General features: G+C 75.1%; 13 protein-coding genes. 1 reads left to right on the top strand and 12 read right to left on the bottom strand.

Annotated elements, in window-relative coordinates; translation table 11 throughout:
* Nucleotides 1-75: 75 nt before the first annotated feature.
* Nucleotides 76-2628, bottom strand: coding sequence for a transposase (locus tag GA0074696_RS29010; protein ID WP_088964025.1), 2553 nt, complete (start codon nt 2626-2628; stop codon nt 76-78).
* 41 nt (nt 2629-2669) lie between these two features.
* Complete coding sequence (locus tag GA0074696_RS29005; RefSeq protein ID WP_088964024.1) at nt 2670-3620, bottom strand: DNA primase; 951 nt, start codon at nt 3618-3620, stop codon at nt 2670-2672.
* 118 nt (nt 3621-3738) lie between these two features.
* On the opposite strand from GA0074696_RS29005, the gene GA0074696_RS29000 reads away from it, so the two are divergent.
* The gene (locus GA0074696_RS29000; RefSeq protein WP_088964023.1) at nt 3739-4080 is read left to right on the top strand and encodes a PadR family transcriptional regulator; all 342 of its coding nucleotides are present in this window, start codon (nt 3739-3741) and stop codon (nt 4078-4080) included.
* Nucleotides 4081-4110: 30 nt separating this feature from the next.
* Here GA0074696_RS29000 and GA0074696_RS28995 read toward each other — a convergent pair whose 3' ends face one another.
* The 10 genes from GA0074696_RS28995 to deoC form a co-directional block, all read right to left on the bottom strand.
* Nucleotides 4111-4782, bottom strand: a complete 672-nt coding sequence (locus GA0074696_RS28995) for a permease prefix domain 1-containing protein (RefSeq protein WP_088964022.1) — start codon at nt 4780-4782, stop codon at nt 4111-4113.
* A 68-nt stretch (nt 4783-4850) separates the two neighbouring features.
* Nucleotides 4851-6689 carry a thiol reductant ABC exporter subunit CydC gene (cydC, locus tag GA0074696_RS28990; RefSeq protein ID WP_088964021.1) on the bottom strand — a complete coding sequence of 613 codons (1839 nt, stop codon included), beginning with the start codon at nt 6687-6689 and terminating at the stop codon, nt 4851-4853.
* A complete protein-coding gene (gene cydD, locus GA0074696_RS28985) occupies nt 6686-8365 on the bottom strand; it encodes a thiol reductant ABC exporter subunit CydD (protein ID WP_088964020.1) in 1680 nt (559 codons plus the stop codon). Before cydD ends, cydC begins: the two co-directional genes overlap by 4 nt.
* Nucleotides 8362-9369 (bottom strand): cytochrome d ubiquinol oxidase subunit II, encoded by a 1008-nt coding sequence (locus GA0074696_RS28980; RefSeq protein ID WP_088964878.1) that lies wholly within the window; start codon nt 9367-9369, stop codon nt 8362-8364. Before GA0074696_RS28980 ends, cydD begins: the two co-directional genes overlap by 4 nt.
* Nucleotides 9370-9379: 10 nt before the next feature.
* Complete coding sequence (locus GA0074696_RS28975) at nt 9380-10630, bottom strand: cytochrome ubiquinol oxidase subunit I (protein ID WP_088964019.1); 1251 nt, start codon at nt 10628-10630, stop codon at nt 9380-9382.
* A gap of 455 nt (nt 10631-11085) precedes the next feature.
* Nucleotides 11086-11991 carry a M56 family metallopeptidase gene (locus GA0074696_RS28970; RefSeq protein ID WP_088964018.1) on the bottom strand — a complete coding sequence of 302 codons (906 nt, stop codon included), beginning with the start codon at nt 11989-11991 and terminating at the stop codon, nt 11086-11088.
* 11 nt (nt 11992-12002) lie between these two features.
* Nucleotides 12003-12434: a BlaI/MecI/CopY family transcriptional regulator gene (locus tag GA0074696_RS28965; protein ID WP_088964017.1), complete on the bottom strand. Its 432-nt coding sequence runs from the start codon at nt 12432-12434 to the stop codon at nt 12003-12005.
* A gap of 176 nt (nt 12435-12610) precedes the next feature.
* Complete coding sequence (locus GA0074696_RS28960; protein WP_088964016.1) at nt 12611-13435, bottom strand: aldehyde dehydrogenase family protein; 825 nt, start codon at nt 13433-13435, stop codon at nt 12611-12613.
* Nucleotides 13428-14858, bottom strand: coding sequence for an aldehyde dehydrogenase family protein (locus GA0074696_RS28955; RefSeq protein WP_088964877.1), 1431 nt, complete (start codon nt 14856-14858; stop codon nt 13428-13430). The genes GA0074696_RS28960 and GA0074696_RS28955 overlap by 8 nt, the downstream gene beginning before the upstream one ends.
* A gap of 5 nt (nt 14859-14863) precedes the next feature.
* Nucleotides 14864-15823: a deoxyribose-phosphate aldolase gene (gene deoC / locus GA0074696_RS28950; RefSeq protein WP_088964015.1), complete on the bottom strand. Its 960-nt coding sequence runs from the start codon at nt 15821-15823 to the stop codon at nt 14864-14866.
* Nucleotides 15824-15853: the final 30 nt, after the last annotated feature.

The following is a 15853-nucleotide window of genomic DNA, read 5'->3' as shown; positions in this document are numbered from 1 at the left end:
CCGGCCGCCGCGACCCGGCGTCAAATTATCCGGGTGTGGGCAGGAACACGCAGGTGGAAGGCGCTTTTCCCGGGCTCAGGAACGGTAACCGGCCGACCGGAACTCGTACTCGCGGTCGTCGTCGCGCTCGGCCGGGTCGCGGCTGAAGTCCCAGCCGCCGGCCGACTCACGACCCGGTCGCCCGCCGACGGCGAACCCGCCGATCTCCTGGCCGCGACGCCAGCCGCGGAAGTAGCCGGTGGTGTTCTCGGCGAGGCTCGCCGCGTCGCGGACGATCCGCAGCGGACGCTCCTCGCGCAGCGGCGAACCGGGCACCAGGTTGGCCTGCGGAACCCGCTTGGGCAGGCCGGCGGAGGTCTCCGAGCCGACCGCCGGGCGGGCCGCCTGCTCGGCGGCCTGCCAACCGGTGTCGGCGGTGGTCGACCAGTCCAGCTCGGACTCCTCCTCGCTGTGGCCGACGAACCAGGCGGACCTGGCCTGCGCGAAGATCAGGAGGTCGCCGTCGCCCTCGTCGGAGATGGGCGGCGGCCGGTGCTCCATCGGCGCGGGGCGGTGCTCCGCCGGCTCGGGCCGGCGCTCCGGGGCCGGCCGGTCCGCTCGGGAGGCACGCCCGGAACGGCTCGCCTCCTCGCGGTCGACCAGCCGCAGCGGGGGCGTCTCCAGGCGCGGGTCGCCGCCCGGGGCCGGACCGTCGCGCAGTGCCCGGTCCGCCAGCGGGGGCGGCTCCACCAGCCGCAGCATCGGGGGCTCCGGCGGCAGGTCGTCGGCGAGCCACGGCGGGGTGACCCGACGCTCCGAGCCGGGGTCGGTCGGCGCGTCCACCTGCCGGCCGGTGCGCTCGCCGTACGGCGGCACCACCGGGTCGTTGGCGGAGCTGTCGGCCGGGTCCTCGGGGTTGTTGACCAGCGGCCAGTTCGCCCGGGAACCGGGGGGAGCGGACTCCGCGTCGGGGCGCGGGGTCGGCACCGGGATGCTCAGGTCGGTGGCGCTGAAGCCGCCGGTGGGCGCCGACAACGCGCCGTTGGTCTTCGGGCGGGGCGGGATGACCGTGCGCTGCCGCTCGGCGCGGGCGTTGTTGATCGCCGCCGTGGTCAGGGTCGGCCGGAACGGCTCGCCCGCCTCGGCGGGGGGCACGGTGCCGCGCTGCGCCGGGGCGATCGGCGTGATGCCGGGCGGCGGCGGGGGCGGCGCGGAGACCGGACGGTTGGTCGGCGGGTCCCGGCGGACCAGCGGCATGCCGGGGTCGGTGCCCCGGCGCACGGCGGGCATGCCCGGGTCGGTACCCCGGCGGACCAGCGGCATGCCGGGGTCGGTGCCCCGGCGCACGGCGGGCATGCCGGGATCGGTACCCCGGCGGACCAGCGGCATGCCCGGGTCGGTGCCCCGGCGGACCGCGGGCATGCCCGGGTCGGTACGCGACGGCGGTGCCGAGGTCGGGGTGGCCGCGGCGGCGGCGGGGGTGACCGGCGCGGGTGCGACCGGTGGCGGCGCGACCGGGGCCGGTGCGACCGGCGGCGGACCGAGCGGCCGGGGGGTCGACGGCAGTGGCCCGCCGGAGACCGGCTCGGGCCGGCTGCGCCGGCCGGTGGGAACGGGACGCTCGGGCTCGGTCGGCCGGACGGGACGCAGCCCCGTCGTGCCGCCGCCCAGGGTGGACAGTTCGCCGACCGGCTCGCCGCGCCGGGCGGCGGCTCGCCGGCCGGGTGCCGGAACAGGCGTGGTGACCCGGGCGCTGAGCGCGCCCACCAGGGCCTCGCAGCCGGCGTCGCAGGCCCGTACCGCGGCGACCGCCTGACGGACGGTCTCCGCGACGGCGGAGGTGAGCGCCCGGTTGACGGTGGCCCGGCGGGGGGTCTCGGAGATGGCCACCCGCAGGGCGGTGACCGCGGCGTCGATCTCGTCGGGGTCGGCCACGCCGTCGGCGGCCAGGTGCGCGGCCACCGCCTCGGCGGCGACCGACACGTCACGGCCCTGGGCGGTCGTGCCGCCGAGCATGCCGGGCTCGGGGAGGGCGTCGAGCACGGCGAGCGACACCGCCTCGGCCGGGTCCGGGTACGCCCGGAGGGCGGCCGGGTAGAGCTCGCGCAGCACCTCGCGCAGCGCCACGGCGGCCGAGTGGCGACCGGTGGACAGGGCGGCGTGCGCCGCCAGGACCTGCTTGAAGCCGGCCAGGTCCCGGGGTGCCGGCAGGGTGACCGCGGAGAGCGCCCCGGCCTGGAGGGCGCGGGCCAGGCCCACCGCCCGCCGCTCGGCCGGCGGCGACTGCATCTCCTCCAGCGAGTCGTCGTCGGCGAAGCGCTCGGCGAAGTCGTCGACCGAGTCGTCGTCGGCGATCGCGAGTGGACGCCCGGCGGCGCTCAGCAGCGAGGTGACCGTGTGGTCGTCGCTGTCGGCCGCGATCGCCACGCCACTCGGTCCGCCCGACCGCTCCACGAGCAGCGCGACCAGCTGGGCGTAGCCCGTCGGGTCGTCACCGATCTCGCAGACATGCAGCAGCCGGCCTGCGTCGTCGACCACAGCGGACGTCAGCGACGATCCGGCCGATGCCGGTCGGTCGGCCGGATCCGCCGAGGCCAGACCGCAGTACACGCGCACGAGCGCCACGGCGTCGTCCTCCTCCCGGGACACAGGTCTTTTTTCTGCCAGAGACTGATGCTCCCCGCTCGGGGTCAGTCGCGCCAGTCCACGGCAGCAGAGATCTTGCCGACAATGGTGCGCCAACCCAAGCTTGCGGTTTGTGCCCCGATTTTCTTGAGCCGTCGTCGGCCGAGGAATCCACCGATTCCGCCGTTGACAGTTGCCCTCAACGCCTCATCCAGGTCGTCCAGGCTGGAGCCGGCGGAGAGCATGTCGAGCACCGCGGGTAGCCGCAGCGCGTACGACAGGTCACGGGCCACCTCGCCGGCCTCGATCAGCAGCGTCGGGTCCCACGTGTCGTGCCCGCCGCGCAGGTTCTCCACTACCAGGTCCAGCTCGTAGGTGTCCTCGTCGAGCGGCGCGATGTCGGCCGGTTCCACCCGTTCGGACAGTTCATTCCAGCTGTCCAGTTGGGACATGTCGTTGGGCGCGCCGGAACGGATGAAACTGACCAGCGCCTCGGGGGTCTTGAAGAGCAGCAGCCGCCCCTTGTGGGTGAGGAAGGCCGGCACCTCCTCGTCGGCCGCCGCGTCCTGCTCGTCCTCCTCCTCCGCCTCGGACTCCTCGTCCTCGGCGTCGGCCCTGCGCTTGCGACCCGCGGGCCGGCCGTCCTCCTCGTCCTCCTCGGCGGAGAGCGCGGCGAACTCCTCGTCGAGGATCACCACCTCCTCGTCCTCGGCGTCCTCGGCCTCGACGACCTGGCGGCGGGCGAGGAACGGGTCGTCCTCGTCGCGCTCGGCGACGTCGGTCGGGGTCAGCTCCCGGGCCGGCCGGTACGCGCGCAGCGTGAAACCGGTGCCGGCGGGGAGAGCGATCTCCACCGGGTCGATCCGCAGCTCGTCCCAGAGGGAACGGTCGGCCGAGCCGGGCTCCACCTCGGGCTCGACCGGCCCGTCGGTGGCGTCGAGCTCGGGCTCGTCGGCGTCGGGCCGTTGGGGCGACTGGCGGGCCACACTGACCTCCGGGTGCGTCGGGTTGCCCACTCGCCGACACTTCCGGTCGGCTAGTGACTCTGGGCACATACCCTAGTGGGCAGCTCGGGGGGACCGGACCCCGCACCCCGCTGGCGATCCGCACGGCTGACAAGTAGCGTTGCTACGTATGAGGGCTCAGGCGCTGCACGGACACCTCGACGCGCTGCTGCTCGCGGTGCTGGAGCAGGGCGCACTGCACGGCTACGCCATCATCGAGGCGCTGCGGGCCCGCAGCGACGGCAACCTCGACCTGCCCACCGGCACCATCTACCCGGCCCTGCGCCGGCTGGAGCGGGCCGGGCACGTGGCCAGCTCGTGGAGCACCGTCAGCGGCCGGGAGCGGCGCACGTACGAGCTGACCGACTCCGGCCGCCGGGCGCTGGCCGGCGAGCGGGCCGGCTGGCGCGAGTTCAGCGCGACGGTCGGTCGCTTCCTCGGCTCCGACACGCCTCCCACCGCCCCGGCCTGACCGCGACCCCTCGCCCTCGTGGGCCCGTCGTCAGTGGGCGGCGCGCAGCCAGCAGCGGGCGGCCCGGGCGAGGGAGAAGTAGCCGGCGCCGACCACCACCGCACCGATGATCATCGGGGGCCAGGTCAGGGCGGCGTCCCAGAGCTCCACCGACCAGGCGAACAGGGCGACCCCGACGACCGCGCCGAGCAGCAGCGCACCGGTCAGGCCCAACCCCAGCAGCCGCCCGGCCACGGGCACGCCGGCCCGGCCGCGTCGCGCCGCTCCCACGCCGAGCGCCAGCCCGGCCAGGGCGAAGCCGGCCACGGCCAGCCAGATCCAGTTCACCGAGGCGGACAGCAGTTGGTAGCCGGCGGGCGGCCGGGGGCCGGCGCTCCAACTCGAACCCCGCCAGGTGAGGTCGCCGGCGACGAGCAGGGCCACGGCCACCGCGAAGGCCCGCAGCGACAACCCGCGCAGCGCGGCCGCCGCCAGCTCCGCCTGGTAGGCCGGCACGAGCTGCGCCGGCGCGCCGAACTCGGCCACCGCGCGCCGCTCGGCCTCCGCCGCCGACAGCCCACCCTCCCGGTACGCCTCGGCGGCGTCGTCCAGCGCGTCCCGCAGCTCGACCATCAGCTCCGCCTTGAGCCGGGCCGGCCCGCGCAGCCGGTCGTCAAGCTCGCGCAGCCGGTCCGCCACCCGTACGTCTTCGCAGCCCCGCATGGAGCCACCCTGTCACGTGGACGGGGCGGCCGCGTCGGGGAGATTCCCGGAACCGGGCCGACAGCCTCTCAGGGGGCCAGGGCGAGGTATCCCCGCTCGGCCGCCGCCTGGAGCAGCCACTGGTCGCGGTACCAGCCGGGGCCGGCCATCAGCTCGGCGTGCCGGCCGCGCTGGACCACCCGCCCCGCGTCGAGCACCACGATCTCGTCCAGCCCGTCGAGGCCGCTGAGCCGGTGGCTGATCAGCAGCACCGTGTGCCCGGCCGGGGTGGCGGCCAGCGCGGAGGCGAGCACCGCGTCGGCGGCGGCCGGGTCGAGCCCTTCGGTGGGCTCGTCCAGCACCAGCACGCCCGGGGCGGCGAGCAGCGCCCGGGCCAGGGCGAGCCGCTGCCGCTGGCCGCCGGAGAGCTGCCCGCCCTCCTCGCCGACCACGGTGTCCCAGCCGTCCGGTTGCTCGCGTACCCAGTCGAGCAGGCCGGCGGCCCGGGTGGCGGCGGCCAACTCCTCCTCGCCGGCGGAGGGCCGGCCGAGCAGCAGGTTGTCCCGGACGGAGGCGTGGAAGACGTACGCCTCGGCGAGCAGCCCGCCGATGGCGCGGGGCAGTTCCTCGGCCGGGTACGCCGACAGGTCCACCCCGTCCAGGGTGACCCGGCCGGCGTCGGGGCGCACCGCGCCGGTGAGCACGGCGGCCAGGGTGCTCTTGCCGGCGCCGCTCGGGCCGACCACGGCGACCCGGCGGCCGGCCGGCAGGTCCAGGTCGACGCCGTCCAGGGCGGGAGCGGCGCCCTCCCGGTAGCGCACGGTCACCCCGTCGAACCGCACGTCGTGCCCGGCCCGGGCGGCCACCGTCGCGCCGCCGTCGGGGGCGGACGGGGCCGGCGGGGTGTCGAGCAGCGCGGCGACCCGGCCGAGGCCGGCGCGCAGCTGGGTGCGCTGCCGGGCCGCGCCGACCAGGGCCAGCGCGATCTCCACCGCGGCGAGGGTGCCGACGGCCAGCACGCCGACCAGTACGCCGTCGACTCCGGCGCGCAGCGCGGTGAGCACCACACCGGCGGCGGTCAGCCCGGCGACCAGCACCCCGGCCGCGTCGACGGCGAACCCGGTCCGGGCGAGCCGGCGTTCCAGCCGGGCCAGCCGGTCGGCGCGGTCGGTGGCGGCCCGCAGCGCGTACCCGGTGGCGCCGAAGGCGGCCAGGTCGGCGGCGCCGTGGGTGAGGTCGACGGCGTCGGTGGCGAGTGCCCCGCGCAGCGGCGCGACCTCGTCGGCGGCCCGCCGGGTCAGCGCGGTGGCCAGTACGGGCAGCGCGACCCCGGCGACCAGCAGGCCCACCGCGAGCACCCCGGCCGCGGGCGGCGAGACCAGCGCGGCCCCGCCGACGGCCAGCAGGCTCACCAGCGCGGCGGCGGCCCCGGGGACGAGCACCCGCAGCAGCAGGTCCTGGACGGCCTCCACATCGGAGACGAGCCGGCTCAGCGCGTCCCCGGACCGCTGTTCGGCGGGCCCCCGACGGGTGGCGAGGGTGGCGAAGACCCGGGCCCGCACGTCGGTGATCATGCGCAGCACGGCGTCGTGGCCGGCGAGTCGTTCGGTGTAGCGGAACACGCCCCGGCTGATCGCGAGTGCCCGGACCGCGACGATGGCCACGGTGAGTCGGTCCAGCGGCGGCCGGCCGGCGGCGCTCATCAGCAGCCAGGTGGCGGTGGCCATCAGCGCCAGCCCGGCGAACTCCGTCGCCGCGGCGAGCAGCCCCGCGCCGACCAGCCGGCTCAGGTACGGCCGGGCCAGCCGCAGCACGGTCCGCTCGGCGCCGGTGCGCCCGGTGCCGGCAGGGGCCGGTGGTGGCGGCAGCTCCGCCGGGGTCGGGCCGCCGGTGTCGTGGCCCTCCGGGCGGACTCCTCCGGTGGTCATCGGGTCGCCTCCCCGGCGGGGATCGGGGTCAGCTCGGTGACCCGGCCGTCCTCGATCCGGAGGATCCGGTCGGCGTCCGCCAGCAGCGCGGGCCGGTGCGCGACCAGCAGCGCGGTACGCCCCGCGACGAGTCGCCGGGTGGCGGCCAGCACCACCGCCTCGCTGGCGCTGTCGAGCCGGGCGGTCGGCTCGTCGAGGAGCACCAGCGGGGCGTCCCGGAGGAAGGCCCGGGCCAGCGCGACCCGCTGCCGCTGCCCGCTGGACAGGCCGTGCCCGCGCTCGCCCAGCGTGGTGGCGAGCCCGTCGGGCAGGTCCGCGACCACCTCCTGGAGCGCGGCGTCGGCGACCGCCGTGGCGAGCGCCGCGTCCGGGGTGTCGGGGGCGCCGAGGCGGATGTTGTCGGCCAGCGAGGCGGCGAAGAGGTGCGCCCGTTGCGGCACCCAGGCGACCTGCCGGCGCCAGGCGTCCCGGTCGACCTCGGCCAGGTCGACGCCGTCGACGGTGACCCGGCCGGCGGTGGGGGTGACGAAGCCGAGCAGCAGGCCGAGCAGGGTGCTCTTGCCGGCGCCGCTCGGCCCGATGACCGCGATCCGCTCGCCGGGCCGGATGGTCAGGTTGACCTCGCGCAGCGCGATGGTCCGCTCGTACGCCACGGTCACGTCGGTGAAGCCGATCTCGCCGTGGCCGGCCGGTGCCGGGGCCCGCTCGCCGGCCGGTGCGGCGGCGGCCGGTGCGGCGGAGACGGTCAGTGCCTCGTCCAGCGCGGTGAGCCCCTCCATGCTGGCGTGGAACTTGCTGCCGGCGGCCCGCAGCGGCAGGTACGCCTCCGGGGTGAGCAGCAGCACCAGCAGCGCGGTGGAGAGGGTGATCCCGCCGGAGAGCAGCCGGATGCCGACCGGCACCGCGACCAGCGCCACCGACAGGGTGGCGACCAGCTCCAGCACCAGCGCGGAGAGGAAGGCGATCCGCAGGGTCTTCATGGTGGCGACCCGGTGCCCGTCGGCCATCCGGCGCACCACGTCGGTCTGGGCCCGGGCCCGGCCGAAGGCGCGCAGCGTGGGCAGCCCGGCGACCATGTCGAGGAAGTGCCCGCCGAGCAGGGACAGCCGTCGCCACTGGCGTTCGGTGGCGGCCTGCGCCTGCCAGCCGAGCAGCGCGCCGAAGACCGGGATCAGCGGGATGGTCAGCGCGATGATCAGCGCCGAGCCCCAGTCGGCCAGGACCAGCCGGGCCAGCACGGCCAGCGGCACGGTCACGCTGAGCACGAGCTGCGGGAGGTAGCCGGTGAAGTAGGCGTCCAGCGCGTCCAGGCCCCGGCCGGTGAGGGTGGCGAGCTGACCGGCGCGCTGCCCGGCGACCCAGCCGGGCCCGTGCCGGCCGACGGCGGCGAGCAGGTCGGCGCGGAGCGTCGCCTTCACGGTGGCCGCCGCCCGCGCCGCGACGGTGCCCTGCGCCCAGGCGACCAGGGCGCGTGCGCCGACGGCGGCGACGAAACCGGCCAGCGCGACCGTGTCGAGCCGGCCGCCGATCGCGGTGGCCAGCAACGCGGCGAGCGCGGTGGCCTGCGCCACGACCAGCAGCGCGGTGAGCCCGCCCAGGACCGCGAGCACGGCGAGGTCGCGCCGGGCCGCGGGGACCCGACGCAGCAGACGCGGGTCGAAGGGACGGCGGTTCACCAGTACACCGGTGCCCTGCCGTCGGTCCGTCCCCGGAAAACCCACCAGCACATCGCCTGAAAGCCTAGTAGGGCCGGCAGGAGCGGCAGCGTCAGCCAGCCCAGCAGCCGCAACGTCGGGCCGCTGGCCGCCGCGTCGGCGACGCCGAGCGAGGCGGCCGGGTCGACGGTGGAGACCAGCACCGAGGGCCACAGGGTCGCCCCGACCAGCGCCACCGGCAGCGCCAGCGCCACGCCGGTGGCGGCGAAGGCCACGCCCGGCCGCCCTTGGCGCAGCGCCGCCCGCGCCACCAGCAGCGCCGCGACCAGCGACAATGGCAGGAGTACGGCGAACAGTGGGCGCGCCGCGGCGGCGCGTACCCGGTCGGAGAGCAGGCCCAGGACGGTGGCCGCGGTGACCGCGGCGAACGCCACCGGGACCAGCCGGCGGGCCAGCCGGCCGACCGCGGCGGCGTCGGCGGCCGGCAGCCGGAGGGTGAGGAACGTCGCACCGTGCACGGCGACCAGGGCGAGCATCGCGAGCGCGACGGCGGCGGCGAACGGGGTGGCCAGGTGGGTCACCCCGGCGACGTGACCGTCGGCGTGCCGGGGTACGCCCTGGAGCAGCCCGCCGAGCAGCGCGCCCCAGCCCAGCGCGGCGAGCGCGCTCCCGGCGACCACCACCCGGTCCCAGCGGGCGCGGGTCGCCTCGGCCGTGGGCCGGCTGCGCAGCTGCACCCCGGCGGTCACCAGGATCACCCCGACCAGCGCCCCGACCACGGCCGGGTAGAAGCCGGAGAGCAGCTCGCCCTCCAGCGTGGGGAAGGCGCCGAAGAGGATGCCGACGGCGGCCACCAGCCACACCTCGTTGCCGAGGAAGAACGGGCCGAGCGCGGTGAGCGCCGCGCGCCGGCGGGCGGGGTCGGTGCCCCGGGCCAGCAGCAGCCCGACGCCGTAGTCGTAGCCGCCGAGTACCAGGTACGTGGCGAAGAAGAGCCCGAGCAGGGCGTACCAGGCGAGTTCCACGGTCGTCTCCTCAGGCGAAGGCGGGTTCGGGGCGGGCGTCGTCGTCGGCAGGGCCGGGCGGGCGGCCGAGCGCGGGGTCGGCGGCGCCCCGGGCGGCATGCCGGGCGAGCAGCGTCCAGTTGGTGACGGCGAGGGCGCCGAGCAGCAGGCTGAAGCCGATCAGGGAGGTGAGCATCACCCCGGCGCCCACCCCGGAGACCGCCTGTCCGGTGGGGAGCAGCCCGTACGCCACCCAGGGCTGGCGGCCGACCTCCCGGGCGATCCAACCCAGGATCACCGCGACGAAGGGCAGCGGCAGGGCGAACAGGATCAGCCAGAGCGGGAAGCGCAGCCGGATCACCCAGTCCCGCCAGAGCAGCGGCAGCAGCAACCAGACGCAGCCGAGGGTGAAGCCGATCAGGATCATGAAGCCGAGGCCCACGCTGGAGAGCACCGGTGGGCTGTAGTCGCCGGGACCGAAGCGAGCGGTCCACTCGGCGATCAGCGCGTCGGCCTCCGGTCCGCCGCCGAACTTGGTCGGCTGCGCCTGGCCGACCGGCCCGAACTGGGCGAAACCGAAGCCCTGCACCAGGGTCACCGCGACGGCGGCGGTGACCAGCCCGATCCGCAGCGAGGTGCGGAACAGCGCGAAGTCCGGCGTACGGCGGATCAGGTGCCAGGCGCTGACGGCGGCCATCAGCACCCCGCCGGTGAGCAGCGCGGCGGCGACCACGTGCCCGAACGCCATGCCGAGGGTCGGGTTGGTCAGCAGCGCGGTGAAGTCGGTGAGGTGGGCGACGCCGTCGCGCAGCTCGTAGCCGACCGGGTTCTGCAACCAGGAGTTGGCCACCATGATCCAGAAGGCGGAGGCGTACGCGGTCAGGGCGACGCCCCAGAGCAGTGCGAGGTGCACCCCGCGGCGCAGCCGGTGCCAACCGAAGATCCACATGCCGAGGAACGTGGACTCCAGGAAGAACGCCACCAGCGTCTCGATCGCCAGCGGCGCGCCGAAGACGTTGCCGACGTAGCGCGACAGCCCGCTCCAGTTCAGCCCGAACTGGAACTCCATCACGATGCCGGTGGCGATGCCGAGCACGTAGTTGATCACGTAGAGCTGGCCCCAGAAGCGGGTCAGGCGCTCCCAGGCCGGGTTGCCGGTGAGGAACCAGGCCGTCTGCAGGCCCACCAGCAGGGTGACCAGGCCGAGGGTGACCACCACGAAGAGGAAGTGGATCGAGGTGGTGGTGGCGAACTGCAGGCGCGCGAGGAGCAGGGTGTCCATGGCCGCTCTCCAGGGGTTGGCTCGCTTGTCGTAGCGATCCTACACGTAGCTTCTCTACGCATATCTACTACGCATCGTCGTAGGAGATGTTACGACAGTCTGTAGTAGACGTGCGGCCCAGCTGGCCTCGAAGCTGTGGCTCGATCGCCATCCCGGTCGGCGGCGGCCGGTGCCGGAGGGCCAAGGGCACCCCTTCGCGCGCTTTGCTCTGCTGCGGTCACGGCAACACTGGGAGCGCTCCGGTGTTGCCGGCGGGGCAGCAGAGCAAAGCGAGTGGGACAGGGCGGTGTCGCCGGTGCCGGCGCGCCCATCCGGTCAGTGGCCGCAAGTGGCCGCCGGCTCCGGTGCCCGGGGCGGGCGGCGCGACCGGCGAACCGGGCGGGCTCAGCCTGCGGGTGAACGGCCGGCTCGGCCGGCGGGTGAACGTCCGGCTCGGCCGGGGAGGGAGGCCCGGGTCAGCTGAGGAAGAGGGAGATCGGCAGCGCGACCAGGGTGGTCGCCACCGCCAGCGCGGCGGCCCCGATCAGGCGGGGCGGGCGGTCGGCCACCATCAGCCGCTGCACCCGGGCGTCCAGGTCGCGGTCGCCCATGCCCAGCGCCCCGGCCGGGGTGATCCGGTCCCCGCAGGCAGCGAAGCGGCGCAGCGCGCCCGCCAGCGGCGCCTCGGCGTGCAGCTCCCGGGCCTTGTCGTCGGCGCGCATCTCGACCAGCAGGGCGACCCGCTCGTGCGCGTCGCGTACCCAGCGGAACCAGGGCAGCGCGCGGCAGAGCGCGGTGAACGGCAGCAGCACCAGGTCGTGCCGCTCCTGCGCGTGCGCCCGCTCGTGGGTGAGCACCGCCGCCAGTTCGGCCCGGTCGAGCAGGCTCAACGTGCCGGCGCTGACCACCACGCGGGGCTTCACCCCGGGCAGGCAGTACGCCGCCGCGCTCGGGTGGTCGAGCACCAGCGCGCCGGGCACGGTGGGATCCCGGCGGGCGACCAGGGTGAGCAGGTCCCGGTGGCGGCGCTGCGCGCGGACGCTGGCGTGGACGCTGCGGACGGTCGTGGTGAGCAGGACGGCGCCGATGCCGAAGCCGACGCCGACCAGCCCGAGGTGCACGGCGCCCAGCCCGGCCGGGAGCGTGCCGTGGCTCAGGTCGGTGGCCAGGGCGAGCAGGGCGCTGCCGGTCGGCCGGTCGTACGGGGCCAGGCCGAGCGCCATCGGCAGGCCCATCGCGGAGAGGCCGAGCGCCAGCCCGACCGCCTGCCAGCAGACGATCGCCACCCGGGGGGCGCGCCACGTCCAGGTGGACCCGGCGAGGACCTGCGCGGTCAGGTAGCAGGCCAGCATCGACACGGCGAAGTGCACGGCGAAGGCCACGGCTGCCGCCCCTACCTCTCCGTGGCCTCGTCGGCCAGCCTGGCCCGGCCGGCCCGCGGGTCCTCGACCCGGTCGGTCAGCCCGGCCTCGGCGCCCAGCGCCGCGCGGAGCACGTCCGCCTCCGTCCCGGTGACCGAGCGCGCGAAGCGGACCAGCGCCGCGTCCCGGCTGCCGCCGAGGTCGAGCGCGTCGAGCATGAGCTGGGCGATGTGCGCCTCGCGGCTGGCCGCGGCCCGGTACCGCCAGGCCCGCCCCTCCCGCTGGCGCTGCACCATGCCCTTGCCGGCGAGCCGGTCCAGCACGGTCATCACCGTGGTGTACGCCAGCTCACGGCCGTCGAGAGCGTCGGCGACCTCGCGCACGGTCACCCCGTCCGACGTGGCGGGGACCGAGTCCCACAGCACGTCCATCACCGCACGTTCGAGATCACCCAGCCGAGTCACGCCGCCAATCCTACCCCCCGTAGTAGAACCCTCCCAGGGCAGTACACCGGAGATCGCACCCTGGCGCGGACCCGACCGACGTCAGGTTTTCCGGGGAGCCCCGCCTGCGCGGGGATCAAGCCTGACCGCCCGGAGCAGGCGGGGCTCCCCGGAAAACCCCAGGGCCGGGGACGCGATCACACCCCCTTGGGGTGCCAGACCGTCTTCGTCTCCAGCAGGGTGGTCATCCGGGTGATGCCCGGGTCGGCGGTCCAGTCGTGGTCCGCCGGGGCGGGTCGCAGCACCCGCTTGAGGTTCTGCGCCGCCTTGACCTCCAGCTCCGCCGCCAGCTCGGCGTCGGTCACGCCGCTCAGGTCGAGGGCGTTGACGTCCATGTGCGCGGCCAGCGTCGGCGCCGTCTCGGTGATCTTCCCGGTGAGCAGGTTGACCACCCCGCCGGGCAGGTCGGACGTGGCCAGCACCTCGGCCAGGGTCACCGCCGCGAGGGGCTGCGTCGGCGAGGTCGCCACCACCACCGTGTTGCCGGTGACGATCGCCGGGGCGATCACGCTGACCAGGCCGAGCAGCGCCGGCGACTCGGGGGCCACCACGGCCACCACGCCGGTCGGCTCCGGCGCGGACAGGTTGAAGTACGGGCCGGCGACCGGGTTGGCCCCGCCGTACACCTGGGGGAGCTTGTCGGACCAGCCGGCGTACCAGACCCAGCGGTCGACCGCCGCGTACACCTCTTCGTCGCTGACACCCAAGGCGACGAACTGCTCGCGCCGGCCCTCCAGCATCTCGGCGACCCGGTAGAGGATCTGACCCCGGTTGTACGCGGTCGCCCCGGCCCAGCCCTTCACGGCGGCGCGGGCGGCGAGCACCGCGTCCCGGGCGTCCTTCCGAGACGCCAATGACACGTTCGCGTCCTGCACGAGATACGACCGCCCCGACTCGCTGCGTGGGAACTTCCCGCCGATGAAGAGCTTGTACGTCTTGCGTACCGCGACCCGCTCAGACATTGAGGTAGCCCTCCAGCCCGTGCCGGCCGCCCTCGCGACCGTAGCCCGACTCCTTGTAGCCGCCGAACGGCGAGGTGGGGTCGAACTTGTTGAACGTGTTGGCCCAGACCACGCCGGCGCGGAGCCGGTCGGCCGTCCAGAGGATCCGGGAGCCCTTGTCGGTCCAGATCCCGGCCGACAGCCCGTACGGCGTGTTGTTGGCCTTCTCGACGGCCTCGGCCGGGGTGCGGAAGGTCAGCACGGACAGCACCGGCCCGAAGATCTCCTCGCGGGCGATCCGGTGCGCCTGGGTGACCCCGGTGAAGATGGTCGGCGCGAACCAGAAGCCCCGCTCGGGCAGCTCGCACGGCGGCGACCAGCGCTCGGCGCCCTCCGCCGACCCGGCGTCGGAGAGCTCGCGGATCCGCTCCAGCTGGGCGGCGGAGTTGATCGCGCCGATGTCGGTGTTCTTGTCCAGCGGGTCGCCGACGCGCAGCTGGGCCATCCGGCGCTTCAGCGACTCCAGCACCCGGTCGGCCACGTTCTCCTGCACGAGCAGCCGGGAGCCGGCGCAGCAGACGTGCCCCTGGTTGAAGAAGATGCCGTTGACGATCCCCTCGACCGCCTGGTCGACCGGGGCGTCGTCGAAGACGATGTTGGCGGCCTTGCCACCCAGCTCCAGGGTGAGCTTCTTGCGGGTGCCGGCGACCGAGCGGGCGATCGCCCGGCCGACCTCGGTCGAGCCGGTGAAGGCCACCTTGTCCACGCCGGGGTGCTCGACCAGCGCGCGGCCGGTCTCGCCGGCGCCGGTGACGATGTTGACCACGCCGGCCGGCAGCTCGGCCTGCTGGCAGATCTCGGCGAAGAGCAGCGCGGTCAGCGGGGTTGTCTCGGCCGGCTTGAGCACCACCGTGTTGCCGGCGGCCAGCGCCGGGGCGATCTTCCAGGCCAGCATCAGCAGCGGGAAGTTCCACGGGATGACCTGCGCCGCGACGCCGACCGGCTTCGGGTCCGGCCCGAAGCCGGCGTACGGGAGCTTGTCGGCCCAGCCGGCGTAGTAGAAGAAGTGCGCGGCGACCAGGGGCAGGTCGACGTCGCGGGACTCCTTGATCGGCTTGCCGTTGTCCAGCGACTCCAGCACGGCCAGCTCGCGGGAGCGCTCCTGGATGATCCGGGCGATCCGGTACAGGTACTTGGCCCGGTCCCGACCCGGCATCGGGCCCCAGACCTTCTCGTACGCGGCCCGGGCGGCGCGGACCGCACGGTCCACGTCCTGCGCGCCGGCCTCGGCGACCTCGGCCAGGACCTCCTCGGAGGCCGGGTTGATCGACTTGAAGGTGCCGCCGTCGGTCGGGTCGACGAACTCGCCGTCGACGAAGAGCCCGTAGGAGGCTTTCAGGTCCACCACCGAGCGGGACTCGGGGGCGGGAGCGTATTCGAACATCACTCTCAGTCCAGGGTGAAGTAGTCGGGACCGGAGTAGACGCCGGTCGTCAGCTTGGTGCGTTGCATGAGCAGGTCGTTCAGCAGGCTGGAGGCGCCGAAGCGGAACCAGTCCGGGTCCAGCCAGTCCGCGCCGACGGTCTCGTTGACCATGACCAGGTACTTGATGGCGTCCTTGGTGGTCTTGATGCCGCCCGCCGGCTTCACGCCGACCTGCCGCCCGGTGGCGGCGCGGAAGTCGCGGACCGCCTCCAGCATCACCAGCGTCACCGGAAGGGTGGCCGCGATCGGGACCTTGCCGGTGGAGGTCTTGATGAAGTCGCCGCCGGCCAGCATGGCCAGCCAGGAGGCCCGCCGCACGTTGTCGTAGGTGGCCAGCTCGCCGGTCTCCAGAATGACCTTGAGGTGGGCGTCCCCGCAGGCTTCCTTGGTGGCCACGATCTCGTCGTAGACCTCCTTGTAGCGCCCGGCCAGGAACGCTCCCCGGTTGATCACCATGTCGATCTCGTCGGCGCCGGCCTCGACGGCCGCCCGGGTGTCGGCGAGCTTGATCTCCAGCGGCGCCTGACCCGAGGGGAAGGCCGTCGCCACGCTGGCCAGGTGCACCCCGGAGCCGCGCAGCACCTCGGCCACGTACGGGACCATCGCCGGGTAGACGCAGACCGCGCCGACGTGCGGGCAGGTCGGGTCGGCCGGGTCGGGGCGCAGCGCCTTGGCGGCGAGCGCCCGCACCTTGCCGGGGGTGTCCGCGCCTTCCAGGGTGGTCAGGTCGACCATCCGGATGGCCAGGTCGATCGCCTGGGCCTTGGCGGTGGTCTTGATGGAGCGGGTGCCGAGCTGTGCCGCCCGCTGCTCCGCGCCGACCTGGTCCACGCCGGGCAGGCCGTGCAGGAAGGTCCGCAGAGCGGTCTCGGATCGTCCCAGCTCGGAGAGGTCCGACCGGGCCGACGTCGCTGTCGCCGTCATGCCCCGAATACTACGCATCCTGCGGCGCAG

Origin of the sequence: Micromonospora purpureochromogenes, assembly GCF_900091515.1 — a bacterium.
Taxonomy (GTDB): Bacteria; Actinomycetota; Actinomycetes; order Mycobacteriales; family Micromonosporaceae; genus Micromonospora; species Micromonospora purpureochromogenes.
The sequence above is the reverse complement of the archived record's forward strand: the minus strand, read 5'-3'. Positions and strand labels throughout refer to the sequence as shown.

Bases quoted from the DNA above. Each gene is read 5' to 3' on its own strand.
- GA0074696_RS28995 (WP_088964022.1), bottom strand. From the start codon at position 4,782: ATGCGGGGCTGCGAAGACGTACGGGTGGCGGACCGGCTGCGCGAGCTT.
- GA0074696_RS28975 (WP_088964019.1), bottom strand. From the start codon at position 10,630: ATGGACACCCTGCTCCTCGCGCGCCTGCAGTTCGCCACCACCACCTCG.
- cydC (WP_088964021.1), bottom strand. From the start codon at position 6,689: ATGACCACCGGAGGAGTCCGCCCGGAGGGCCACGACACCGGCGGCCCG.
- deoC (WP_088964015.1), bottom strand. From the start codon at position 15,823: ATGACGGCGACAGCGACGTCGGCCCGGTCGGACCTCTCCGAGCTGGGA.
- GA0074696_RS29000 (WP_088964023.1), top strand. From the start codon at position 3,739: ATGAGGGCTCAGGCGCTGCACGGACACCTCGACGCGCTGCTGCTCGCG.
- GA0074696_RS28955 (WP_088964877.1), bottom strand. From the start codon at position 14,858: ATGTTCGAATACGCTCCCGCCCCCGAGTCCCGCTCGGTGGTGGACCTG.
- GA0074696_RS28960 (WP_088964016.1), bottom strand. From the start codon at position 13,435: ATGTCTGAGCGGGTCGCGGTACGCAAGACGTACAAGCTCTTCATCGGC.